Here is a 16,254-nt window from a genome sequence, read left to right as displayed (position 1 = left end):
TAACATGTTAAGACGATACGGATTTTTTGGTTTGCTGAAATTGATCAGATCATTAGTTTATACAAAATTATTTTTCAGTCAAGCTAGGTTAATTAGATTGCCATTTGATATACGAAATAAAAAATATATTAAAATAGGTGCAAACTTCACAACGGGTTTCGGCTGTAGGCTTGAGGCTTATCCATTAGATGAAAGTGTTGTTTTGAAATTGGGTAAGAACGTACAAATAAACGATTATGTTCATATTTCTGCCATGAAAGGAGTAATCATTGGAGATAATGTTTTAATTGCCAGTAAGGTTTTTATTTCTGATTTGAATCACGGCAGTTATGGAGCAAATGACATACACGATTCGCCAAATATCCCACCAAATGATAGGAAATTACATGCTGCGTCAATTATAATTGAAGAAAATGTTTGGCTTGGCGAGACAGTATGTGTTTTAGGGGGAGTAACCATAGGTAAAGGAACAATAGTAGGAGCAAACTCAGTAGTTGCAAAAAGTTTACCGCCTTATGTGATAGCGGTTGGAGCACCAGCTAAGCCAGTTAAGAAATATAATTTTGAGAATGGGAAATGGGAGCGAGTTTGAGTAAGTGTTATTTTCTTCTGGAGTGCCATGAAAATGAGATTTTCTTTTATTAGTTGTTGGTTGTTAGAAAGTTGTATTGGGGGAACTGATATCCATACTTAGAGTTTTGGGATTGCATAATATGGATTAAAAATAAGGAAAGAGTATGAGTAATGCAGAGTATAGGAATAGTAGGTGAAGGTGTTATCGGTGTTCTACCAGTTTTCATTAAAGGATATTCCAGATTATTCTATTTCTGTTGGTTCTCCTACACAGGTATTTTAAAATGTAATTTTGCGATAATGAGGTAGGGATAATCTTCGTATATAAAAAATAGAGTGGGCAAAAAAAACTTCTGTTTGTTTATAGAAAAGGATGTAAAATACTGTAAAATGCTATCCAATATTTATTGAAGACTGATAGTATTGATAAAGATGAATAATGGAAGAGGAAGAGTTGATAGCAAGGTCAGATTAGTATAACAAGATATTAGCAAAATAAAATGTACGATATAGTTTGTAGTTTAGTAATTTATAACAACGACAGAAGTCAACTTTTGGAGGCTATTGATAGTTTTCTAGATACCGATCTGAAAGTGAAATTAGTCCTAATAGATAACTCTCCAAGTAATATATTAGAGGATCTAAAAATAGATTCTAGAGTGGAATATACCCATAACCCGTCAAACCCCGGATATGGTTCTACTCATAATATTGCTATTAGAAAGTATATAAATGAAACAAAATACCACTTGATATTAAATCCGGATATTTATTATTCAAAAGGGGTTATTGAGGGTATTATTTCTTTTATGAATAGCGACGAATCGATTGGTTTGGTAATGCCCAAAGTGTTATATCCAGATGGTAAAATTCAATATTTAGCAAAATTAATTCCAAGTCCTTTCGTTTTTTTTGCTAGGCGATTTTTGCCTATTGCAAGTCTTAAGAAAAAGATTTCGGATAAATTCGAGTTAAGATTTAGTGGTTATAATACTATTATGGAAGTTCCTTATCTGTCTGGTTGTTTTATGGTCTTTAGAACAGAGGCGTTAAAAAAAATCAATGGGTTTGATGAAAATATTTTTATGCACATGGAAGACCTAGACATCACTAGGAGGTGTTGTGATGCTGGGTTTAAAGCAATATTCTATCCACATCAAGTTGTTTATCATGATCATTTATATAAATCGTTCTTAACTGTTGCAAATTTAAAAATGTATTTTACATCTGCATTTTATTATTTTAATAAGTGGGGATGGTTTTTTGATAGAAAAAGAAATTTGATTAATAGAAAGACTATTGAGGATATTAATGGCATTAAAAACAGGATTGGGTGAAGCAACTTACTTATGATCAAATAAATTTAATAGCTAAATAAAATAAATAATTTAACCTGCTTATTTCCGCTCAACTGAAGTAGATTTATTAATTGGAGATCCAATCAAATCGAACACAAAATTAAGATGGAAGCCTAAATATGATTTGACTATGCTGGTCAAAGAAATGATGGTGTCGGATGTGGAGCATTTTCAAAAAGAAAAAATGTTGAAAGAGACTAGGTATTTCAATGTGAGTCTCGACAGTGCTCGACTTGACACTACAAGAATCACTTTTGTTATTAGAAAAATGATATATTAAGCATATTAATAAATATGAATAAAAACGATAAAATATACATTGCAGGTCATCGCGGAATGGTAGGTTCTGCTATTTTACGGACTTTGCAAGCACAAGGATTCAGCAATTTTGTGTTGCGTACTTCTGCTGAATTGGATTTACGCAATCAACAGGCAGTGACTGATTTTTTCATTCAAGAAAAACCGGATTATGTTTTTTTGGCGGCGGCGAAAGTTGGGGGGATTATAGCTAACAATACTTACAGAGCGGATTTTATTTATGAGAATTTGATGATTCAGAATAATGTTATTCACCAAGCCTATGTCAATAAAGTTAAGAAACTGATGTTCCTTGGATCTTCCTGTATTTATCCAAAATTAGCACCACAACCGCTGAAAGAAGATTACTTATTAACGGGAGTTTTAGAGCCTACGAATGAACCCTATGCGATTGCTAAAATTGCGGGTGTCAAGATGTGTGATGCGTACAGGGATCAATATGGTTGCAATTTTATATCAGTGATGCCTACCAATTTATATGGGCCAAATGATAATTATGATCTAAATAATTCACACGTATTACCAGCAATGTTGCGCAAGTTTATTACAGCGAAACACAATGGTGATACAACTGTAACCATTTGGGGAACCGGTAGCCCGAAGCGAGAATTTTTGCATGCTGATGACTTGGCACAAGCATGTTTGTTCTTAATGAAAAATTATAATGAATCGGGATTGGTTAATATTGGAATCGGCGAAGATATTTCTATCTTGGATTTAGCTTTGCTAGTAAAGAAAATAGTAGGTTTTACAGGAGAGATTTTGACCGATATTACAAAGCCAGATGGGACTCCACGGAAATTAATGGATGTTTCTAAACTGAACGGATTGGGTTGGAAAGCGAAAATAACCTTGGAAGAGGGTATTCAAAAAGTTTATGAGGAAATAAAAAATCGTAGCTGGTCGATCTAAAAGGATTGTAAATGATAAATCGGCTATAATGCTAATACGGTTGAAAATATTCGGATAATTAAAATTATAAAAATATAAAATTACAATATGACTATTGAAAAAACAATTATAAAAGACTTAGTAATCATTACTCCGACAGTTTTTGAAGATTCTAGAGGTTTTTTTTTCGAAGCCTATAATAAAGCTAAATTCCATGAAAATGGGATTGAATATCAGTTTATTCAGGACAATCAATCTTTCTCGAAGAGAGGCGTGATTAGAGGACTACATTTGCAAATTAATCCTTTTGCTCAAGCTAAGTTAGTGCGGGTGCTAGAAGGGGAAATTCTAGATGTTGCAGTAGATTTACGAAAAAATTCAGTCACTTACGGTCAGCATTTTAGTGTGATTTTAAGTTCAGACAATAAAAAACAGCTGATGGTGCCTCCCGGATTTGCTCATGGATTTTCGGTTTTGAGTGAAAGCGCTTCGGTGCTGTATAAAGTAAATCAATTGTATCATAAAGAGAGCGAAAGAGGGATTCGTTTTGATGATCCTACTTTAGCTATAGATTGGAATGTGAATCAAGAAGAGGTAATTGTTTCTGAAAAGGATTTAATATTGCCGAACTTTAATCAAATCGATTGGACTTTTGAATAATATGAAAAAAATTTTAGTAACTGGGGCAAAAGGACAATTAGGCTCAGAATTAGCAGTGTTGTCAAAAAACTATACCCAATTTGATTGGGTCTTTACTGACAGAGAAGAACTTGATCTATGTGATTTAACACATTTGGAATCTGAACTGAATGGTATTAATCCTCAGATAATAATAAATTGTGCAGCTCATACGGCTGTTGACAGAGCAGAGTCAGAAATTGAATTGTCAGATGTTTTAAATCATCAATCGGTAGCTGTTCTTGCTGCATGGAGCAATTCGAATGCCTGTAAATTAATACATGTTTCGACGGATTATGTTTTTGACGGAAGCACTGCAATAGCGTTGACCGAAACTGCTCAAACCAATCCCATTAATGTGTATGGCGTCACTAAATTAGCTGGTGAAAAGGCTTGTTTGCAACAAAATCCGGATTCAATTATCATTAGAACTTCGTGGGTTTATTCAAGCTTTGGCAACAATTTTGTGAAAACTATGTCAAAATTGATGCAAGAACGAGATAGTTTGAATGTGGTAAATGATCAAATAGGTAGCCCTACATATGCAGCTGATTTAGCGCAGGCCATAATGACTATACTCACACATAATCATTGGCAAGCAGGTATTTATAATTTTTCCAATGAGGGAGAAATCAGTTGGTATGAATTTGCCTTGGCGATAAAGAAAATTGGTGATTTTGACTGTAAAATTACTGGAATATCTTCCTCGAATTACCCAACTCCTGCAAAGCGGCCACAGTATTCTTTATTGGATAAAAGCAAAATAAAAAATACTTTTGGAGTTATTGTGCCGGAATATACAGAAAGTTTGAAGAAATGTTTACAGGTTACAGGTGAAAGTTTTCAATAATTCTAGATATTGTTTTATTAAATTATTTAAGCTGACGAGCAATAAAAATATTAAATACAAATGAAAAAAATATTAATCACTGGTGGAGCCGGTTTTATTGGGTCTCACGTAGTAAGACGATTCGTAAACAAGTATCCACAGTATCAAATTTTTAATTTAGATGCACTTACGTATGCCGGGAACTTAGAAAATATTGTTGATATTGAAAAAGAGCCTAATTATACTTTTATAAAAGGAGATATCGTTGATGCTCCTTTTATTGATCAGTTGTTTGCGGAGTATCAATTTGATGGCGTTTTGCATTTAGCGGCTGAATCACATGTGGATCGTTCTATAACAGATCCATTATCTTTTGTGAAAACAAATGTGATAGGAACTATGAATTTATTGAATGCGGCTAAGGCTATTTGGCAAGGTAATTATGAAGGGAAGCGTTTTTACCATATTAGTACCGATGAGGTTTATGGTAGTTTAGGTGCTGAAGGTTTATTTACAGAAACCACGGCCTATGATCCTAATTCGCCATATTCTGCTTCGAAAGCCAGTTCGGATCATTTTGTTCGGGCTTACGGCGAAACCTATGGCTTACCTTATGTGTTGACTAATTGTTCCAATAATTATGGTCCTTTTCATTTTCCTGAAAAATTGATTCCTTTGTTTATCAATAACATAATTCAAAATAAACCCCTACCAGTTTATGGTGATGGGAAATATACTCGTGATTGGCTCTTTGTAGAAGATCATGCGGTAGCGATTGATTTAGTTTTTCATGAAGGTAAGAATCATGATACTTATAATATTGGAGGTTTTAACGAATGGCAGAATATTGATTTGGTAAAGTTGCTTTGCAAAATAATGGATGAGAAATTAGGAAGAGCAATAGGAACCTCGGAGCAATTGATCTCTTATGTAAAAGACCGTCCAGGACATGATTTGCGTTATGCGATTGATGCCAGTAAGATAAACAAAGAATTGGGATGGCAACCTTCCGTTACTTTTGAGCAAGGACTGGAAAGAACTGTAAACTGGTATTTGGAAAATCAAACTTGGCTGAATAATATTACCTCTGGAGAATATGCTACTTATTACGAAAAACAATATAATTAGTCAAAAGTTAAAAATATGAAAGGAATTATATTAGCAGGAGGTTCTGGAACCCGTTTGCATCCGTTAACATTAGCGATGAGCAAACAAATGATGCCTGTTTATGACAAACCAATGATTTATTATCCATTGTCTACCTTAATGATGGCAGGGATCAATGAGATACTAATTATTTCTACCCCACATGATTTACCTAATTTCAAGAAATTGTTAGGAGATGGAGCAGCAATAGGCTGTCAATTCAGTTATGCAGAGCAGGCTATTCCTAATGGATTAGCACAAGCTTTTGTTATAGGAGAGGAATTTATAGGAAAAGATAGCGTTGCATTAGTTTTAGGGGACAATATTTTCTTCGGGTCTAATATGGATGAGTTGCTACAATCCAATACCAATCCTGAAGGTGGAGTTGTTTTTGCCTATCACGTTTCTGATCCGGAACGATATGGTGTGGTTGAATTTGATACTAATTTTAAGGCGCTCTCTATTGAAGAAAAACCGTTAGAACCGAAATCAAATTATGCAGTACCAGGACTTTATTTTTATGATAATTCGGTTGTGACGATTGCCAAAAATATCAAGCCAAGTGCTCGTGGTGAGTACGAAATTACGGATGTGAATAAAGTATATTTAGAAAAAGGAGCTTTAAAAGTGGGTATTTTAAGTAGAGGAACTGCTTGGTTAGATACCGGAACTTTTAATAGCTTAATGCAAGCTGGACAATTTGTTCAGGTTATTGAAGAGCGTCAGGGATTGAAAGTGGGCTGTATCGAAGAAATTGCCTGGAGACAGGGTTTTATTACGGAACAACAACTAAAAGAATTGGCAGAGCCATTGAAAAAATCGGGCTATGGGGAGTATCTTTTGAGCTTGTTGAAACATAAGTTATAAAGTCCAGTATTCAGTAATCAGGTTTTAGATAAAAGGTTTAAAGTTACGGCTTAAACATAGTTTTAAATATGGTATATATTGCATTAATTATTTTATTGGTTGGTATTGAGCTTTTTTATTTCAAAATTGCAGATCGATACAATATCATCGATAAACCCAATAGCAGATCATCTCATACTTCCATCACTTTAAGAGGTGGTGGAATCATTTTTCCAATAGCGATAAGTGTTGCTTTTTTCTTGGGATACGTTTCTTGGCCCATAACAGTTGCGGTTGTATTAGTTGCGGTAGTTAGTTTTATAGACGATATCAAACCGTTATCTCAATTGCCTCGATTTGTATCACATATAATAGCCGTTGGCTTGGTCTTTTATGAGTTAGACTTGTTTGCAGAACCATTATGGCTACTACCCATTGTCTTTGTATTAATGATAGGTTGGGTAAACGCTTTTAATTTCATGGATGGTATAAATGGAATAACCGTTTTATACGCATTAACGGCTATCGTTAGTTTTTCTTTTTTATCGATCAATGAAGCCAGTTTACCCTTGCTAATTACTATGGGATTGTCTTGCCTTGCTTTTGGGATATTTAATGTCCGAGAAAAAGCAAAGACCTTTGCTGGTGACGTTGGAAGTATCAGTATGGCACTTTTTTTAGGCTATTTTATGGTGAAAACCATTATTGACTCCGGACAAGTGGGGTATCTTCTTTTCTTTTCTATTTATGGAATAGATTCGATCATCACAATTATAAAAAGATTACTTAAAAAAGAGAATATATTTCAGCCGCACCGTTCTCATCTGTACCAATATCTGGCTAATGAAATGGGTTATTCTCATATTTTAGTTTCCTTTATTTACGCGGGATTTCAATTAGGAATAAACGGATTTGTTATTTATTTGGATAGCAAAGGGTATTTAAGCTTATTCTTTATCGGTGGATTTTTACTACTATTGACCTTTATTTATTTACTTGTTCGTAAATTTGTTACTCGTAAAATGATTCTTAGAGATTTTTAATTCATTTCTTGCTTGTATTTTTTTTAAGAATAAAATACTTCAAAAGTATGATAAAGCGTTTTTTTGATATTATTTTCTCCCTCCTCACACTTCTCTTTTTTTTCTGGGTTTTATTGATTTCTTGGCTGCTGGCAGTTATCGATACCCATACGAATGGAATCTTCATCCAAGAGCGTATTGGCCAATTTGGCAAAAAATTTAAGATTTATAAACTCCGTACAATTCAAATTTCATCGTCTTCGGAAGAAGCCCGTATTTCTAAAATAGGCAAAACACTTCGGCATTATAAACTGGACGAATTGCCTCAACTCTTTAATGTCTTAAAAGGGGAAATGAGCATAGTAGGTCCAAGGCCAGATTTGCCAGGTTATTATGATTTGTTAGAAGGAGAAAATCGCAAGATATTAGAATTGAAACCTGGATTGACTAGTTTGGCTTCTTTAAAATACAGTAGAGAGGGATATTTATTAGAAAAACATCTCTCCCCTAAGATTTACAACGATACTGTTATTTTTCCGGATAAAGTGCAACTGAATTTAGACTATTATTATCATCGAAGTTTTTGGGGAGATATTACGATTATTTTAAAAACGATTTGGTTTGTTTTTTTAAGAAAAAAACAGAGCAATTAGTTGAGTGTTATGACCAGAACGTAGTAATGATTTTTTTCTTAATTTAGCTTATACATTTTCTGTGTTTATTTAATTTTTTAGTGGATGCATAAAAATAAGATTTGGCTTTCGTCTCCTCATATGGGAGGCGGTGAGATGAAATACATACAAGAGGCATTTGATTCGAATTGGATTGCTCCAGTAGGATCAAACATAGATTGTTTCGAACATGATTTAGAAACGTATTTAGGTTCGCATCATGTTGCCGTTTTAAACTCCGGTACAGCAGCCATTCATTTGGGTTTAATTCTTTTAGGGGTTCAGGCAGGAGATACCGTAATTTGTCAAAGTATGACTTTTTCAGCTTCGGCCAATCCTATTGTATATTTGGGAGCAACTCCAGTGTTTATTGATAGCGAATATGAAACATGGAATTTATGTCCGATTGTACTTGAAGAAGCTATAGTAGATCTGATTGCAAAAGAGAAGAAGCCCAAAGCAATACTTGCGGTTCACTTATATGGTATTCCCTATAAAATAGATGAAATAAGAGCAGTGGCCGATAAATATTCCATCCCTATTCTTGAAGATAGCGCAGAGGCTCTGGGAAGTAGCTACAAAGGGCAACAATGTGGTACTTTTGGAGATATTGGCGTTTTATCTTTTAATGGCAGTAAAATCATAACAACTTCTGGAGGTGGGGCGATTGTAGTTCATTCCGCAGCGCTGAAAGATAAAGCCATTTTTTTGGCAACACAAGCCAGAGATGCTGCACCACATTATCAGCACAGTGAAGTAGGATATAATTATAGAATGAGTAATATCTGTGCAGGTATTGGTCGTGGACAAATGGAAGTATTGGATTCTCATATTAGTTTGAGAAGGAATATGCATGAATTTTATTTGAAGTTATTCAAGGGCATTGAAGGTGTTACTGTTTTTACCGTTCCAAATGCGAATTATTTTGCGAATTATTGGTTGAGTACTATTTTAATAAATCCGTTAGAAACTAATGGAGTCACAAGAGAAACTTTAAGATTAGCATTACAAGAAGAAAGTATCGAATCCCGACCCTTGTGGAAACCGATGCACTTGCAGCCTGTTTTTTGTAATTACCCTTTTTATGGCTCTGCTATTGCCGAAACCCTTTTCAATAATGGGCTTTGCTTGCCTTCTGGGTCTAATCTGACAACAAAAGATTGTAGTCGTATCGAATCTGTTATCTCCCAATTATTTACAAAATAGAATGGAGCTAATTTCTAAAGGAATATAAATTTCGACAAATTAGATAGAACTTAATTCCTCCTTTGTTGTTTCAATTATCTTTCAAATTAAACGGGCTTGTTTCTCTTTTTCCATTTATTAAGTGGTATTTTTGTTTAATGAAAAGTAATAATCTTTAAAAAAATATATTTTGAGTGATACTAACAATTCTGGTTCATCGCTGGGAAACTCTGATTTTTTTTCAAGAGAAAACTTGAAATTCAGTATTCATAATTTGCGCTATCTTCCTAGATGGATCATTATTATGATAGATTTTTCCGTTTTAGTACTGTCCTTTTTTTTTACTATTCTAATATTTAAAGGAACAGGGTTAGATTATATTATTACACCTTATAGTTTCAGATTTATAGCCTCTTTATTTGGGGTGAATATTTTCTTTTTCTGGTTGTTTAGAACGTATTCCGGAATTATCCGTCACTCTTCTTATATTGATGCAGTGAAGCTTTTGTTTTCACAAATGGCCGTACTTATCTTATTTCTTTTTTTTAACTTTGGTTACGAGTTACTGTATGGACATAAAGCATTTTTAAATACTGCTTTTTTTATCAATATTGTACTTTCTTTTTGTGGGTTATTTTTATATCGCGTTATAATCAAACAGACTTTTGAGCTTTATTTTTCCGAACAAGGAACGAATAAATTAATCAGAACCATCATTTATGGTACGGATGCCAATGCTATATCGGTTGCCAATGCCTTAAAATTTGAAACACCTTCCCGATTTAAAATTGTTGGATTTGTGGATAAAAACAACCAAAATGCAACCAAGCGGATGTTGGATTTACCAATATTAGTTAAAAAGAAAAAATTACCGCCATTAATGCGATCCGTTAATGCCCAAGCAGTCATTATTGCCGATAAAAGCTTATCCAAAGAAGAACGATTAATTATTGTAGACCAATGTTTAGAATTCAATTATAGTGTATATACCGTACCGTTAATTTCCGATTGGGAAAATCAGAAGGAAATTTCCCAAAAAGTAAAAAGCATTCAAATTGAAGATTTATTGGAAAGAAAGCCTATTGTGTTAGACAGTAAATTGATTTCCAAGCAGCTAAAAGATAAAACCATTTTGATTACCGGTGCTGCGGGATCTATTGGAAGTGAAATAGTCCGTCAGGTGTTGGGCTTCAATCCAAAAACTGTCATTATTTTAGATCAGGCTGAAACACCATTGCATCACCTTTGTTTAGAAATGCAGAATTTGGATTCCAATTCAAAAATTCTTAACGTAATTGCTGATGTAAGAAATAAAGTCGCCATGGATAGGGTTTTTAAAGTGCATCAACCCCAAGTGGTTTTTCATGCAGCAGCTTATAAGCATGTACCCTTGATGGAAGAAAATCCTTCTCAGGCCATTCTTACCAATATAGAGGGAACTAAGAATCTTGCTGATTTGTCCTGCTTGTATAAGGTTAAAAAATTTGTGATGGTTTCTACTGACAAAGCGGTCAACCCGAGTAACGTTATGGGAGCCAGTAAAAGAATAGCGGAGAAATATGTACAGTCTTTGCAATCAAAGAATAGGGATAACGGAGAAAAACATGCCACGAAATTTATTACCACTCGTTTTGGAAATGTTTTAGGTTCCAACGGTTCGGTAGTTCCTTTGTTTACCAAACAAATTGCCAATGGGGGACCAGTTACCATTACGCATCCAGAGATTATACGTTATTTTATGACCATACCAGAGGCTTGTCAATTGGTTTTGGAAGCGGGAGCAATGGGTAATGGAGGAGAGATTTATATTTTTGATATGGGGAAACCCGTTAAGATTATCGACCTAGCAAAAAAGATGATTAAGTTAGCTGGATTTATCCCTGATAAAGATATCAAAATACATATTGTCGGATTACGTCCGGGGGAGAAATTGTACGAGGAATTACTTAACGATACCTCAAAAACATTACCAACCCACCATGAAAAAATCATGATTGCAGAAGAAATTCTAGATGAATTTGATACATTGAATGCCGATATTGAGGAACTTATAGGAGTTGCAAATTTCTTTGACAACGACGATATTGTACTGAAAATGAAAAAAATTGTACCGGAGTTTAAAAGTATGAATTCCGCTTTTGAATTATTAGACAAGTAACAGTAATTTTAATATGTTGCATAAAAAAGGTTGTAAAGTACTCGTGCTTTACAGCCTTTTTCATTTAAAATCTATACTGACTTGTTGACCTGTAGTGTTTTTTATATAGGATTCCCAATCGCGCTTCTCAAATGTTGGATCGGTTATTGGCGATTTTTTGAATAATTTGAATTAGATGAAAAAAATTTTGATTACACCTATACTGGCAGCTATCAAATTTGGGTATATTTCGGCAGATCGAAAGAAAAGAGAGAGGATTGACACCGAAAGTGAATTCTGAAAAATGGAAGTGCTCCGCTTCGCATTTTAGATTTTTTCAATTTGGACTTTAGGCTTAATTTAACTATTTCGTTGTACTTTTAATATGAGTTTTTGAGTTTATAATCTTTGAAAAACTAGTGAATAACAGTGTGTTATCTGTTAAAATGACGCGAGTTTTTTGGTAGTATATAACATTAAAAAAAATAGAAAATTATGGAAACAGCACACATTTACCCAGGAGCGTATTCCTTGAATTCCTACATAACCGTAAAGGGATGTAGTGAAGCAATTGACTTTTATAAAAGAGCATTTGGTGCAATAGAACGTGGCAGATTGGTTATGCCCGATGGAAAAATTGGACATGCCGAAATACTGATTGAAGGCTCATTACTTATGATGTCAGATGAAAACATCGAATGGGGTAATAAAAGTCCTCAAACTATTGGCGGAAACCCAATGTCTTTTGGATTATATGTTAAGGATGTAGATCAGGCATTTCAGAAAGCTGTTGCTGCAGGTGGCACTGCAGTAATGCCAGTAGAGGATATGTTTTATGGAGACCGCGTTGGACATGTAATGGATCCCTTTGGCTATAAATGGATGATAGCAACCCACAAAGAAGATATGAGTTTTGAGGAAATGCAAAAGCGTTCTGATAAAATGTTTTCGGAGCATAAATCCATGCAACCGTAATTTAAATAATAGCGTAGAATGTCAAACTATTAAGTGCCAAAAAGTGAAATTTCGGCACTTTTTTTAATTAAAATATTTATATTGTGGAGAATAAGGTGTTAGTTCGGGATTGGTTGCCATCCTAAACTGATGCCTTTTTTGCGAAAATTTAACCATCATTGTATGCTTCGGCGACAGGAGACAGGGAGAAAAAGACATGGCAAATCAAATTACCCCCTTTCCCGTAGCTAAATTTTTAAATTCTCAATGGCACGATCGGACATGATATTACCGTTCCAATGCACGCTGTTAGATCCGTTTTTATTTTGTTTCCATTGTAGTTTATTACTGCGGTTCTAAGGTTTTTACTAATGGTATCAACCATTGTTCTTCAGCAATTTTTTGAATGTTTTTTTTGATGACTTCCACCTTATTGAAAAGAATTATTTTCTCCAGTTCGTAACCTATAATCCATTCCTTAAATTCGGGAGCATGTTGCAGGGTCTCTAGTTTTGTTTTAAACTGGTTGAGGTTATTTCCAATAGCAATAAGTTCATTGCGAAGCACTATCGTTTCTTCCATAAAATCATCTAATGACTGATTTCTGTAATAGGTTGTAATGGGTTTGCATAAGAGAATCTTTCTGCCATATTCGCTTAAACTGCGACAGGTTGATTTACTGAATTTATCAAATATTTTTTTGTAATCTTCGGTCTTTAAACCCACACTAAGTTGATGTGTTTGATTAATTTTTTGCTTTCTCATAGTCTATCATTTTATTGTTTTCAATTCTTTTTTCAGTGTTACTGCCCATAAGTTCCGAATGATTGGTAGTGATACCGGACAGCTGCTCATTACGGGAGTGCGTAGTTTTAGTTAATTTTAATATTTATCCAAATCGTAACGCTCAAATAGTTTTAAATTATTTGGCAATCGTACGTCTTAAGGAATGGCTTACGATCTTAATTTTCGCACTATATTTTTTTTCTGATTTTTTAAAATTCATAGCCCAATCATTTAGATTTTTATAATTGTGATATAGACTGCTTTCATCGCGATATTTAGCGCTCAAAGAAAGTGCGCGCCTGGTGCAACTTTGTCCCGTTTCGCTTCTATTCAAATAAAGACGGATGGATTGATGCTTTTCCATAAAAGGACGGGCTCTTTCGAAAAAAGAAACAGAATTTAAAATAACAAAATCCTTGCTGTTTTTAGGAAGGTTATTGTTCATGGCTTTAAAGAAAAAAAAGTCTGTAATGCTCTCTAAAATGATCACCTCATTACTGCTATTATCAATGATGGTTATGCCTTTAGTAGCGCTCCTTGTTTTGAAATAGGGATTGCGAATTTCAAAGCCTCCCAAGTTATTTTCAAAGCCAATTCCATTGTGGGTATTTTTATTCATAACGTATTTGATTCTCAAGTAATGGTGTTTGCCACTTTCAATTGCAATTCTTCTGGCAAAGTGTGAAGGGGATGGAGAAGTACGTGCAACGGCTTTTAGAATTTTAATTTTATACTCCCGTTTACTACTGTTATCAACCTGGTGAATTATTGGCTGTTGAAGCGAAAAATTACCCTTTAGTTTTTGTAATAATTCACTAGTCGTGCAGTTGTAATAAAGAACTCCAAAATCAATTAGGTTACCGCCTTTTCCAATTCTGTGGTCGTACCAACAATTAATTTTTTGGTCAACTTTAAAAGAGGGCGTTCTTTCGTCCCTAAAAGGAGAAAAGTACCAAAAATTAGAGCCTCTGATTTTAGAAGGCTTAAAACCTAAAGTGCACAAATAGCTAATCATGTCCATTGTTTTAGCTTGTTCGATTGTCATTGTGTTGTTTTTAAAATTCATAATAGTCATTTTATCAGGTTACTAGTTCAGTTATTTGATACGAATGTAAAGAAGCTAAAGTTGTTATGCAATCCTCCCCAAATTTTGCGTAGGACTAATTCGGTAAGTCGTTCTGTTTTTGGTCGACTCCAATTCGGCAATAAATTGAATCTGTAAGGGAACTAATTTATGCCAAAACGAAAATGGCGGGTTTTTGGCAATTTTTGGCACGTTTTTGATACGCGATTATCAATTTAACTACTGTAAATTTGAATCTCCCCATTTGTTATAGTTAATTCAGAAGCTATAAAACATCATTTAACTTTTATCGGAAATAAAAAACAATCCTGATTTGATACGTCATAATCCTGATTTTGCTAACAGTTATATTTAAAAAAAAGAATTTTACACAACTAATATTAATCACCTTACGAAATGAAATCTTATCAACGCATCAAAAGTATTCTTATAGAAACAGTTTCTCTGCTGTATGTTTTATTGTTTATCTATGCAGCGGGGAGCAAGTTTTTGGATTTTGAAAACTTTCAAGTACAGTTGGGACAATCGCCTCTATTGAGTGCTTTTGCCGAATGGGTTGCATGGGGAGTGCCTGTTATGGAGCTTTTGATTTCAGTACTTCTTATTTTTCCAAGATATCGGTTAGTAGGGCTGTTTGCAGCTTTCAATCTGATGGTTATGTTTACGACCTATATCATTATCATATTGAATTTCAGTTCGTTTATCCCTTGCTCTTGCGGCGGGATATTGGAAAAGTTGGGTTGGACCGAACATCTGGTGTTTAATCTTGTATTTATACTACTGGCGGCAGCGGGCATCCTGATACTGGCACGTGGCGTTTCTGAGGAATGCCGAATTTTAAAGCCCGCTGCTCTGGCCAGTATTTTTTCAGTATCGCTGTTTTGTAGTATTGGTATGGTTGTGTTCTTGTTTACTCTGTCCGAAAATCGTATGCAATATCACAATAGTTTTGTCAGACGATTTCCGCATTTTCCGGCAGAAAAAAAGAATCAAATGGATTTAAAATTCAACTCGTATTATTTTGCGGGTAGCGGGGAAGGAAAAATATTCTTAGGGAATTTCACAGCACCGCTGCAAATCTTGGAAATCGATACCACCTTAAAAATAAAGAAGACCCATCGCATTGAGCTCAACCGAAAAAACTTCCCGTTTCGCTCGGTAACGATAAAAGTGGCACCCCCTTACTTTTTTGTAACCGACGGTAGCGTGCCGTGCATTTTTAGAGGCAGCATAAAAGACTGGAAGGCAAAATTCATGATGCAAGGGTCGGAATATTTTACAAAAATAGAGCCCATAGATTCAATAACTATGGTAGTACGGGCAATGAGCAAAAAAAATGGAGAAAGTATTCTGGGAACAATAAACCTCAGAGATACCACAACGGTACATCTTTCGCCAAAACTATTAGAAAAACAAATAGACGGCTTTTTGGATACCGATGGCACCTTGCTTTACAATGCCGAGTTGGAACGCGTCGTTTATCAGTACCGTTATAGAAATCAATTCATCGTGGCCGACCGCAACCTGAATATTGATTTTCGAGGCACTACAATTGATACGATCAGTCATCCAAAACTTGATATACGATATGTGGCGAGTACAGACGAAAGAAAATTCGGTGCCCCTGCGGTAATAGTTAACAAAACAAATGCTGCCTACAGCAACTTATTTTTTGTCAATTCAGCATTGCCAGGAAAGTATGAATCTGCTTTGACATGGAAGCAAGCCAGCATCATTGACCTCTACAATCTAAACACCAGGGGTTACATTTCGAGC

At 34.6% G+C, this 16,254-nt stretch carries 15 protein-coding genes and 1 pseudogene; 14 read left to right on the top strand and 2 right to left on the bottom strand.

The window, feature by feature from the left end:
* The first annotated feature begins 4 nt into the window (after nt 1-4).
* The 13 genes and pseudogenes from ACNQGN_RS01580 (at nt 5) to ACNQGN_RS01520 (ending at nt 12,629) form a co-directional block, all read left to right on the top strand.
* A complete protein-coding gene (locus ACNQGN_RS01580; RefSeq protein WP_417986129.1) occupies nt 5-592 on the top strand; it encodes an LbetaH domain-containing protein in 588 nt (195 codons plus the stop codon).
* A 481-nt stretch (nt 593-1,073) separates the two neighbouring features.
* Nucleotides 1,074-1,910, top strand: a complete 837-nt coding sequence (locus ACNQGN_RS01575; RefSeq protein ID WP_417986128.1) for a glycosyltransferase — start codon at nt 1,074-1,076, stop codon at nt 1,908-1,910.
* A gap of 55 nt (nt 1,911-1,965) precedes the next feature.
* Nucleotides 1,966-2,211: pseudogene (locus tag ACNQGN_RS01570) on the top strand (GDP-mannose 4,6-dehydratase); the annotation flags it as partial.
* A gap of 14 nt (nt 2,212-2,225) precedes the next feature.
* Nucleotides 2,226-3,161 carry a GDP-L-fucose synthase family protein gene (locus ACNQGN_RS01565; protein ID WP_417986127.1) on the top strand — a complete coding sequence of 312 codons (936 nt, stop codon included), beginning with the start codon at nt 2,226-2,228 and terminating at the stop codon, nt 3,159-3,161.
* A gap of 87 nt (nt 3,162-3,248) precedes the next feature.
* The gene (gene rfbC / locus ACNQGN_RS01560) at nt 3,249-3,800 is read left to right on the top strand and encodes a dTDP-4-dehydrorhamnose 3,5-epimerase (RefSeq protein WP_417986126.1); all 552 of its coding nucleotides are present in this window, start codon (nt 3,249-3,251) and stop codon (nt 3,798-3,800) included.
* A gap of 1 nt (nt 3,801) precedes the next feature.
* Nucleotides 3,802-4,668, top strand: a complete 867-nt coding sequence (rfbD, locus tag ACNQGN_RS01555) for a dTDP-4-dehydrorhamnose reductase (RefSeq protein WP_417986125.1) — start codon at nt 3,802-3,804, stop codon at nt 4,666-4,668.
* A gap of 60 nt (nt 4,669-4,728) precedes the next feature.
* On the top strand, nt 4,729-5,775 hold the full coding sequence (rfbB, locus tag ACNQGN_RS01550; protein ID WP_417986124.1) for a dTDP-glucose 4,6-dehydratase: 1,047 nt from the start codon (nt 4,729-4,731) through the stop codon (nt 5,773-5,775).
* 15 nt (nt 5,776-5,790) lie between these two features.
* Nucleotides 5,791-6,660 carry a glucose-1-phosphate thymidylyltransferase RfbA gene (rfbA, locus tag ACNQGN_RS01545; protein WP_417986123.1) on the top strand — a complete coding sequence of 290 codons (870 nt, stop codon included), beginning with the start codon at nt 5,791-5,793 and terminating at the stop codon, nt 6,658-6,660.
* 68 nt (nt 6,661-6,728) lie between these two features.
* The gene (locus ACNQGN_RS01540) at nt 6,729-7,682 is read left to right on the top strand and encodes an MraY family glycosyltransferase (protein WP_417986122.1); all 954 of its coding nucleotides are present in this window, start codon (nt 6,729-6,731) and stop codon (nt 7,680-7,682) included.
* A gap of 47 nt (nt 7,683-7,729) precedes the next feature.
* Nucleotides 7,730-8,314 (top strand): sugar transferase, encoded by a 585-nt coding sequence (locus ACNQGN_RS01535; RefSeq protein ID WP_417986121.1) that lies wholly within the window; start codon nt 7,730-7,732, stop codon nt 8,312-8,314.
* Between the two features lie 84 nt (nt 8,315-8,398).
* The gene (locus tag ACNQGN_RS01530; RefSeq protein ID WP_417986120.1) at nt 8,399-9,538 is read left to right on the top strand and encodes a DegT/DnrJ/EryC1/StrS family aminotransferase; all 1,140 of its coding nucleotides are present in this window, start codon (nt 8,399-8,401) and stop codon (nt 9,536-9,538) included.
* Nucleotides 9,539-9,707: 169 nt separating this feature from the next.
* The gene (locus tag ACNQGN_RS01525; protein ID WP_417986119.1) at nt 9,708-11,675 is read left to right on the top strand and encodes a polysaccharide biosynthesis protein; all 1,968 of its coding nucleotides are present in this window, start codon (nt 9,708-9,710) and stop codon (nt 11,673-11,675) included.
* Between the two features lie 474 nt (nt 11,676-12,149).
* Nucleotides 12,150-12,629: a VOC family protein gene (locus ACNQGN_RS01520; RefSeq protein ID WP_417986118.1), complete on the top strand. Its 480-nt coding sequence runs from the start codon at nt 12,150-12,152 to the stop codon at nt 12,627-12,629.
* Nucleotides 12,630-12,953: 324 nt separating this feature from the next.
* On the opposite strand, the gene ACNQGN_RS01515 is transcribed toward ACNQGN_RS01520, so the two are convergent.
* Both ACNQGN_RS01515 and ACNQGN_RS01510 read right to left on the bottom strand, forming a co-directional pair.
* A complete protein-coding gene (locus ACNQGN_RS01515; RefSeq protein ID WP_417986117.1) occupies nt 12,954-13,373 on the bottom strand; it encodes a plasmid mobilization protein in 420 nt (139 codons plus the stop codon).
* Nucleotides 13,374-13,530: 157 nt separating this feature from the next.
* Complete coding sequence (locus ACNQGN_RS01510; protein WP_417986116.1) at nt 13,531-14,439, bottom strand: CHC2 zinc finger domain-containing protein; 909 nt, start codon at nt 14,437-14,439, stop codon at nt 13,531-13,533.
* 435 nt (nt 14,440-14,874) lie between these two features.
* Here ACNQGN_RS01510 and ACNQGN_RS01505 point away from each other — a divergent pair.
* The coding region (locus ACNQGN_RS01505; protein WP_417986115.1) for a DoxX family protein at nt 14,875-16,254 on the top strand (1,380 nt) is incomplete at its 3' end.

Source organism: Flavobacterium rhamnosi (assembly GCF_048286515.1).
Lineage (GTDB): Bacteria > Bacteroidota > Bacteroidia > Flavobacteriales > Flavobacteriaceae > Flavobacterium.
The sequence above is the reverse complement of the archived record's forward strand: the minus strand, read 5'-3'. Positions and strand labels throughout refer to the sequence as shown.

Bases quoted from the DNA above. Each gene is read 5' to 3' on its own strand.
- ACNQGN_RS01530 (WP_417986120.1), top strand. From the start codon at position 8,399: ATGCATAAAAATAAGATTTGGCTTTCGTCTCCTCATATGGGAGGCGGT.
- ACNQGN_RS01515 (WP_417986117.1), bottom strand. From the start codon at position 13,373: ATGAGAAAGCAAAAAATTAATCAAACACATCAACTTAGTGTGGGTTTA.
- rfbD (WP_417986125.1), top strand. From the start codon at position 3,802: ATGAAAAAAATTTTAGTAACTGGGGCAAAAGGACAATTAGGCTCAGAA.
- ACNQGN_RS01510 (WP_417986116.1), bottom strand. From the start codon at position 14,439: ATGACAATCGAACAAGCTAAAACAATGGACATGATTAGCTATTTGTGC.
- rfbB (WP_417986124.1), top strand. From the start codon at position 4,729: ATGAAAAAAATATTAATCACTGGTGGAGCCGGTTTTATTGGGTCTCAC.
- ACNQGN_RS01535 (WP_417986121.1), top strand. From the start codon at position 7,730: ATGATAAAGCGTTTTTTTGATATTATTTTCTCCCTCCTCACACTTCTC.
- ACNQGN_RS01575 (WP_417986128.1), top strand. From the start codon at position 1,074: ATGTACGATATAGTTTGTAGTTTAGTAATTTATAACAACGACAGAAGT.
- ACNQGN_RS01540 (WP_417986122.1), top strand. From the start codon at position 6,729: ATGGTATATATTGCATTAATTATTTTATTGGTTGGTATTGAGCTTTTT.
- ACNQGN_RS01580 (WP_417986129.1), top strand. From the start codon at position 5: ATGTTAAGACGATACGGATTTTTTGGTTTGCTGAAATTGATCAGATCA.
- ACNQGN_RS01520 (WP_417986118.1), top strand. From the start codon at position 12,150: ATGGAAACAGCACACATTTACCCAGGAGCGTATTCCTTGAATTCCTAC.
- rfbC (WP_417986126.1), top strand. From the start codon at position 3,249: ATGACTATTGAAAAAACAATTATAAAAGACTTAGTAATCATTACTCCG.
- rfbA (WP_417986123.1), top strand. From the start codon at position 5,791: ATGAAAGGAATTATATTAGCAGGAGGTTCTGGAACCCGTTTGCATCCG.
- ACNQGN_RS01565 (WP_417986127.1), top strand. From the start codon at position 2,226: ATGAATAAAAACGATAAAATATACATTGCAGGTCATCGCGGAATGGTA.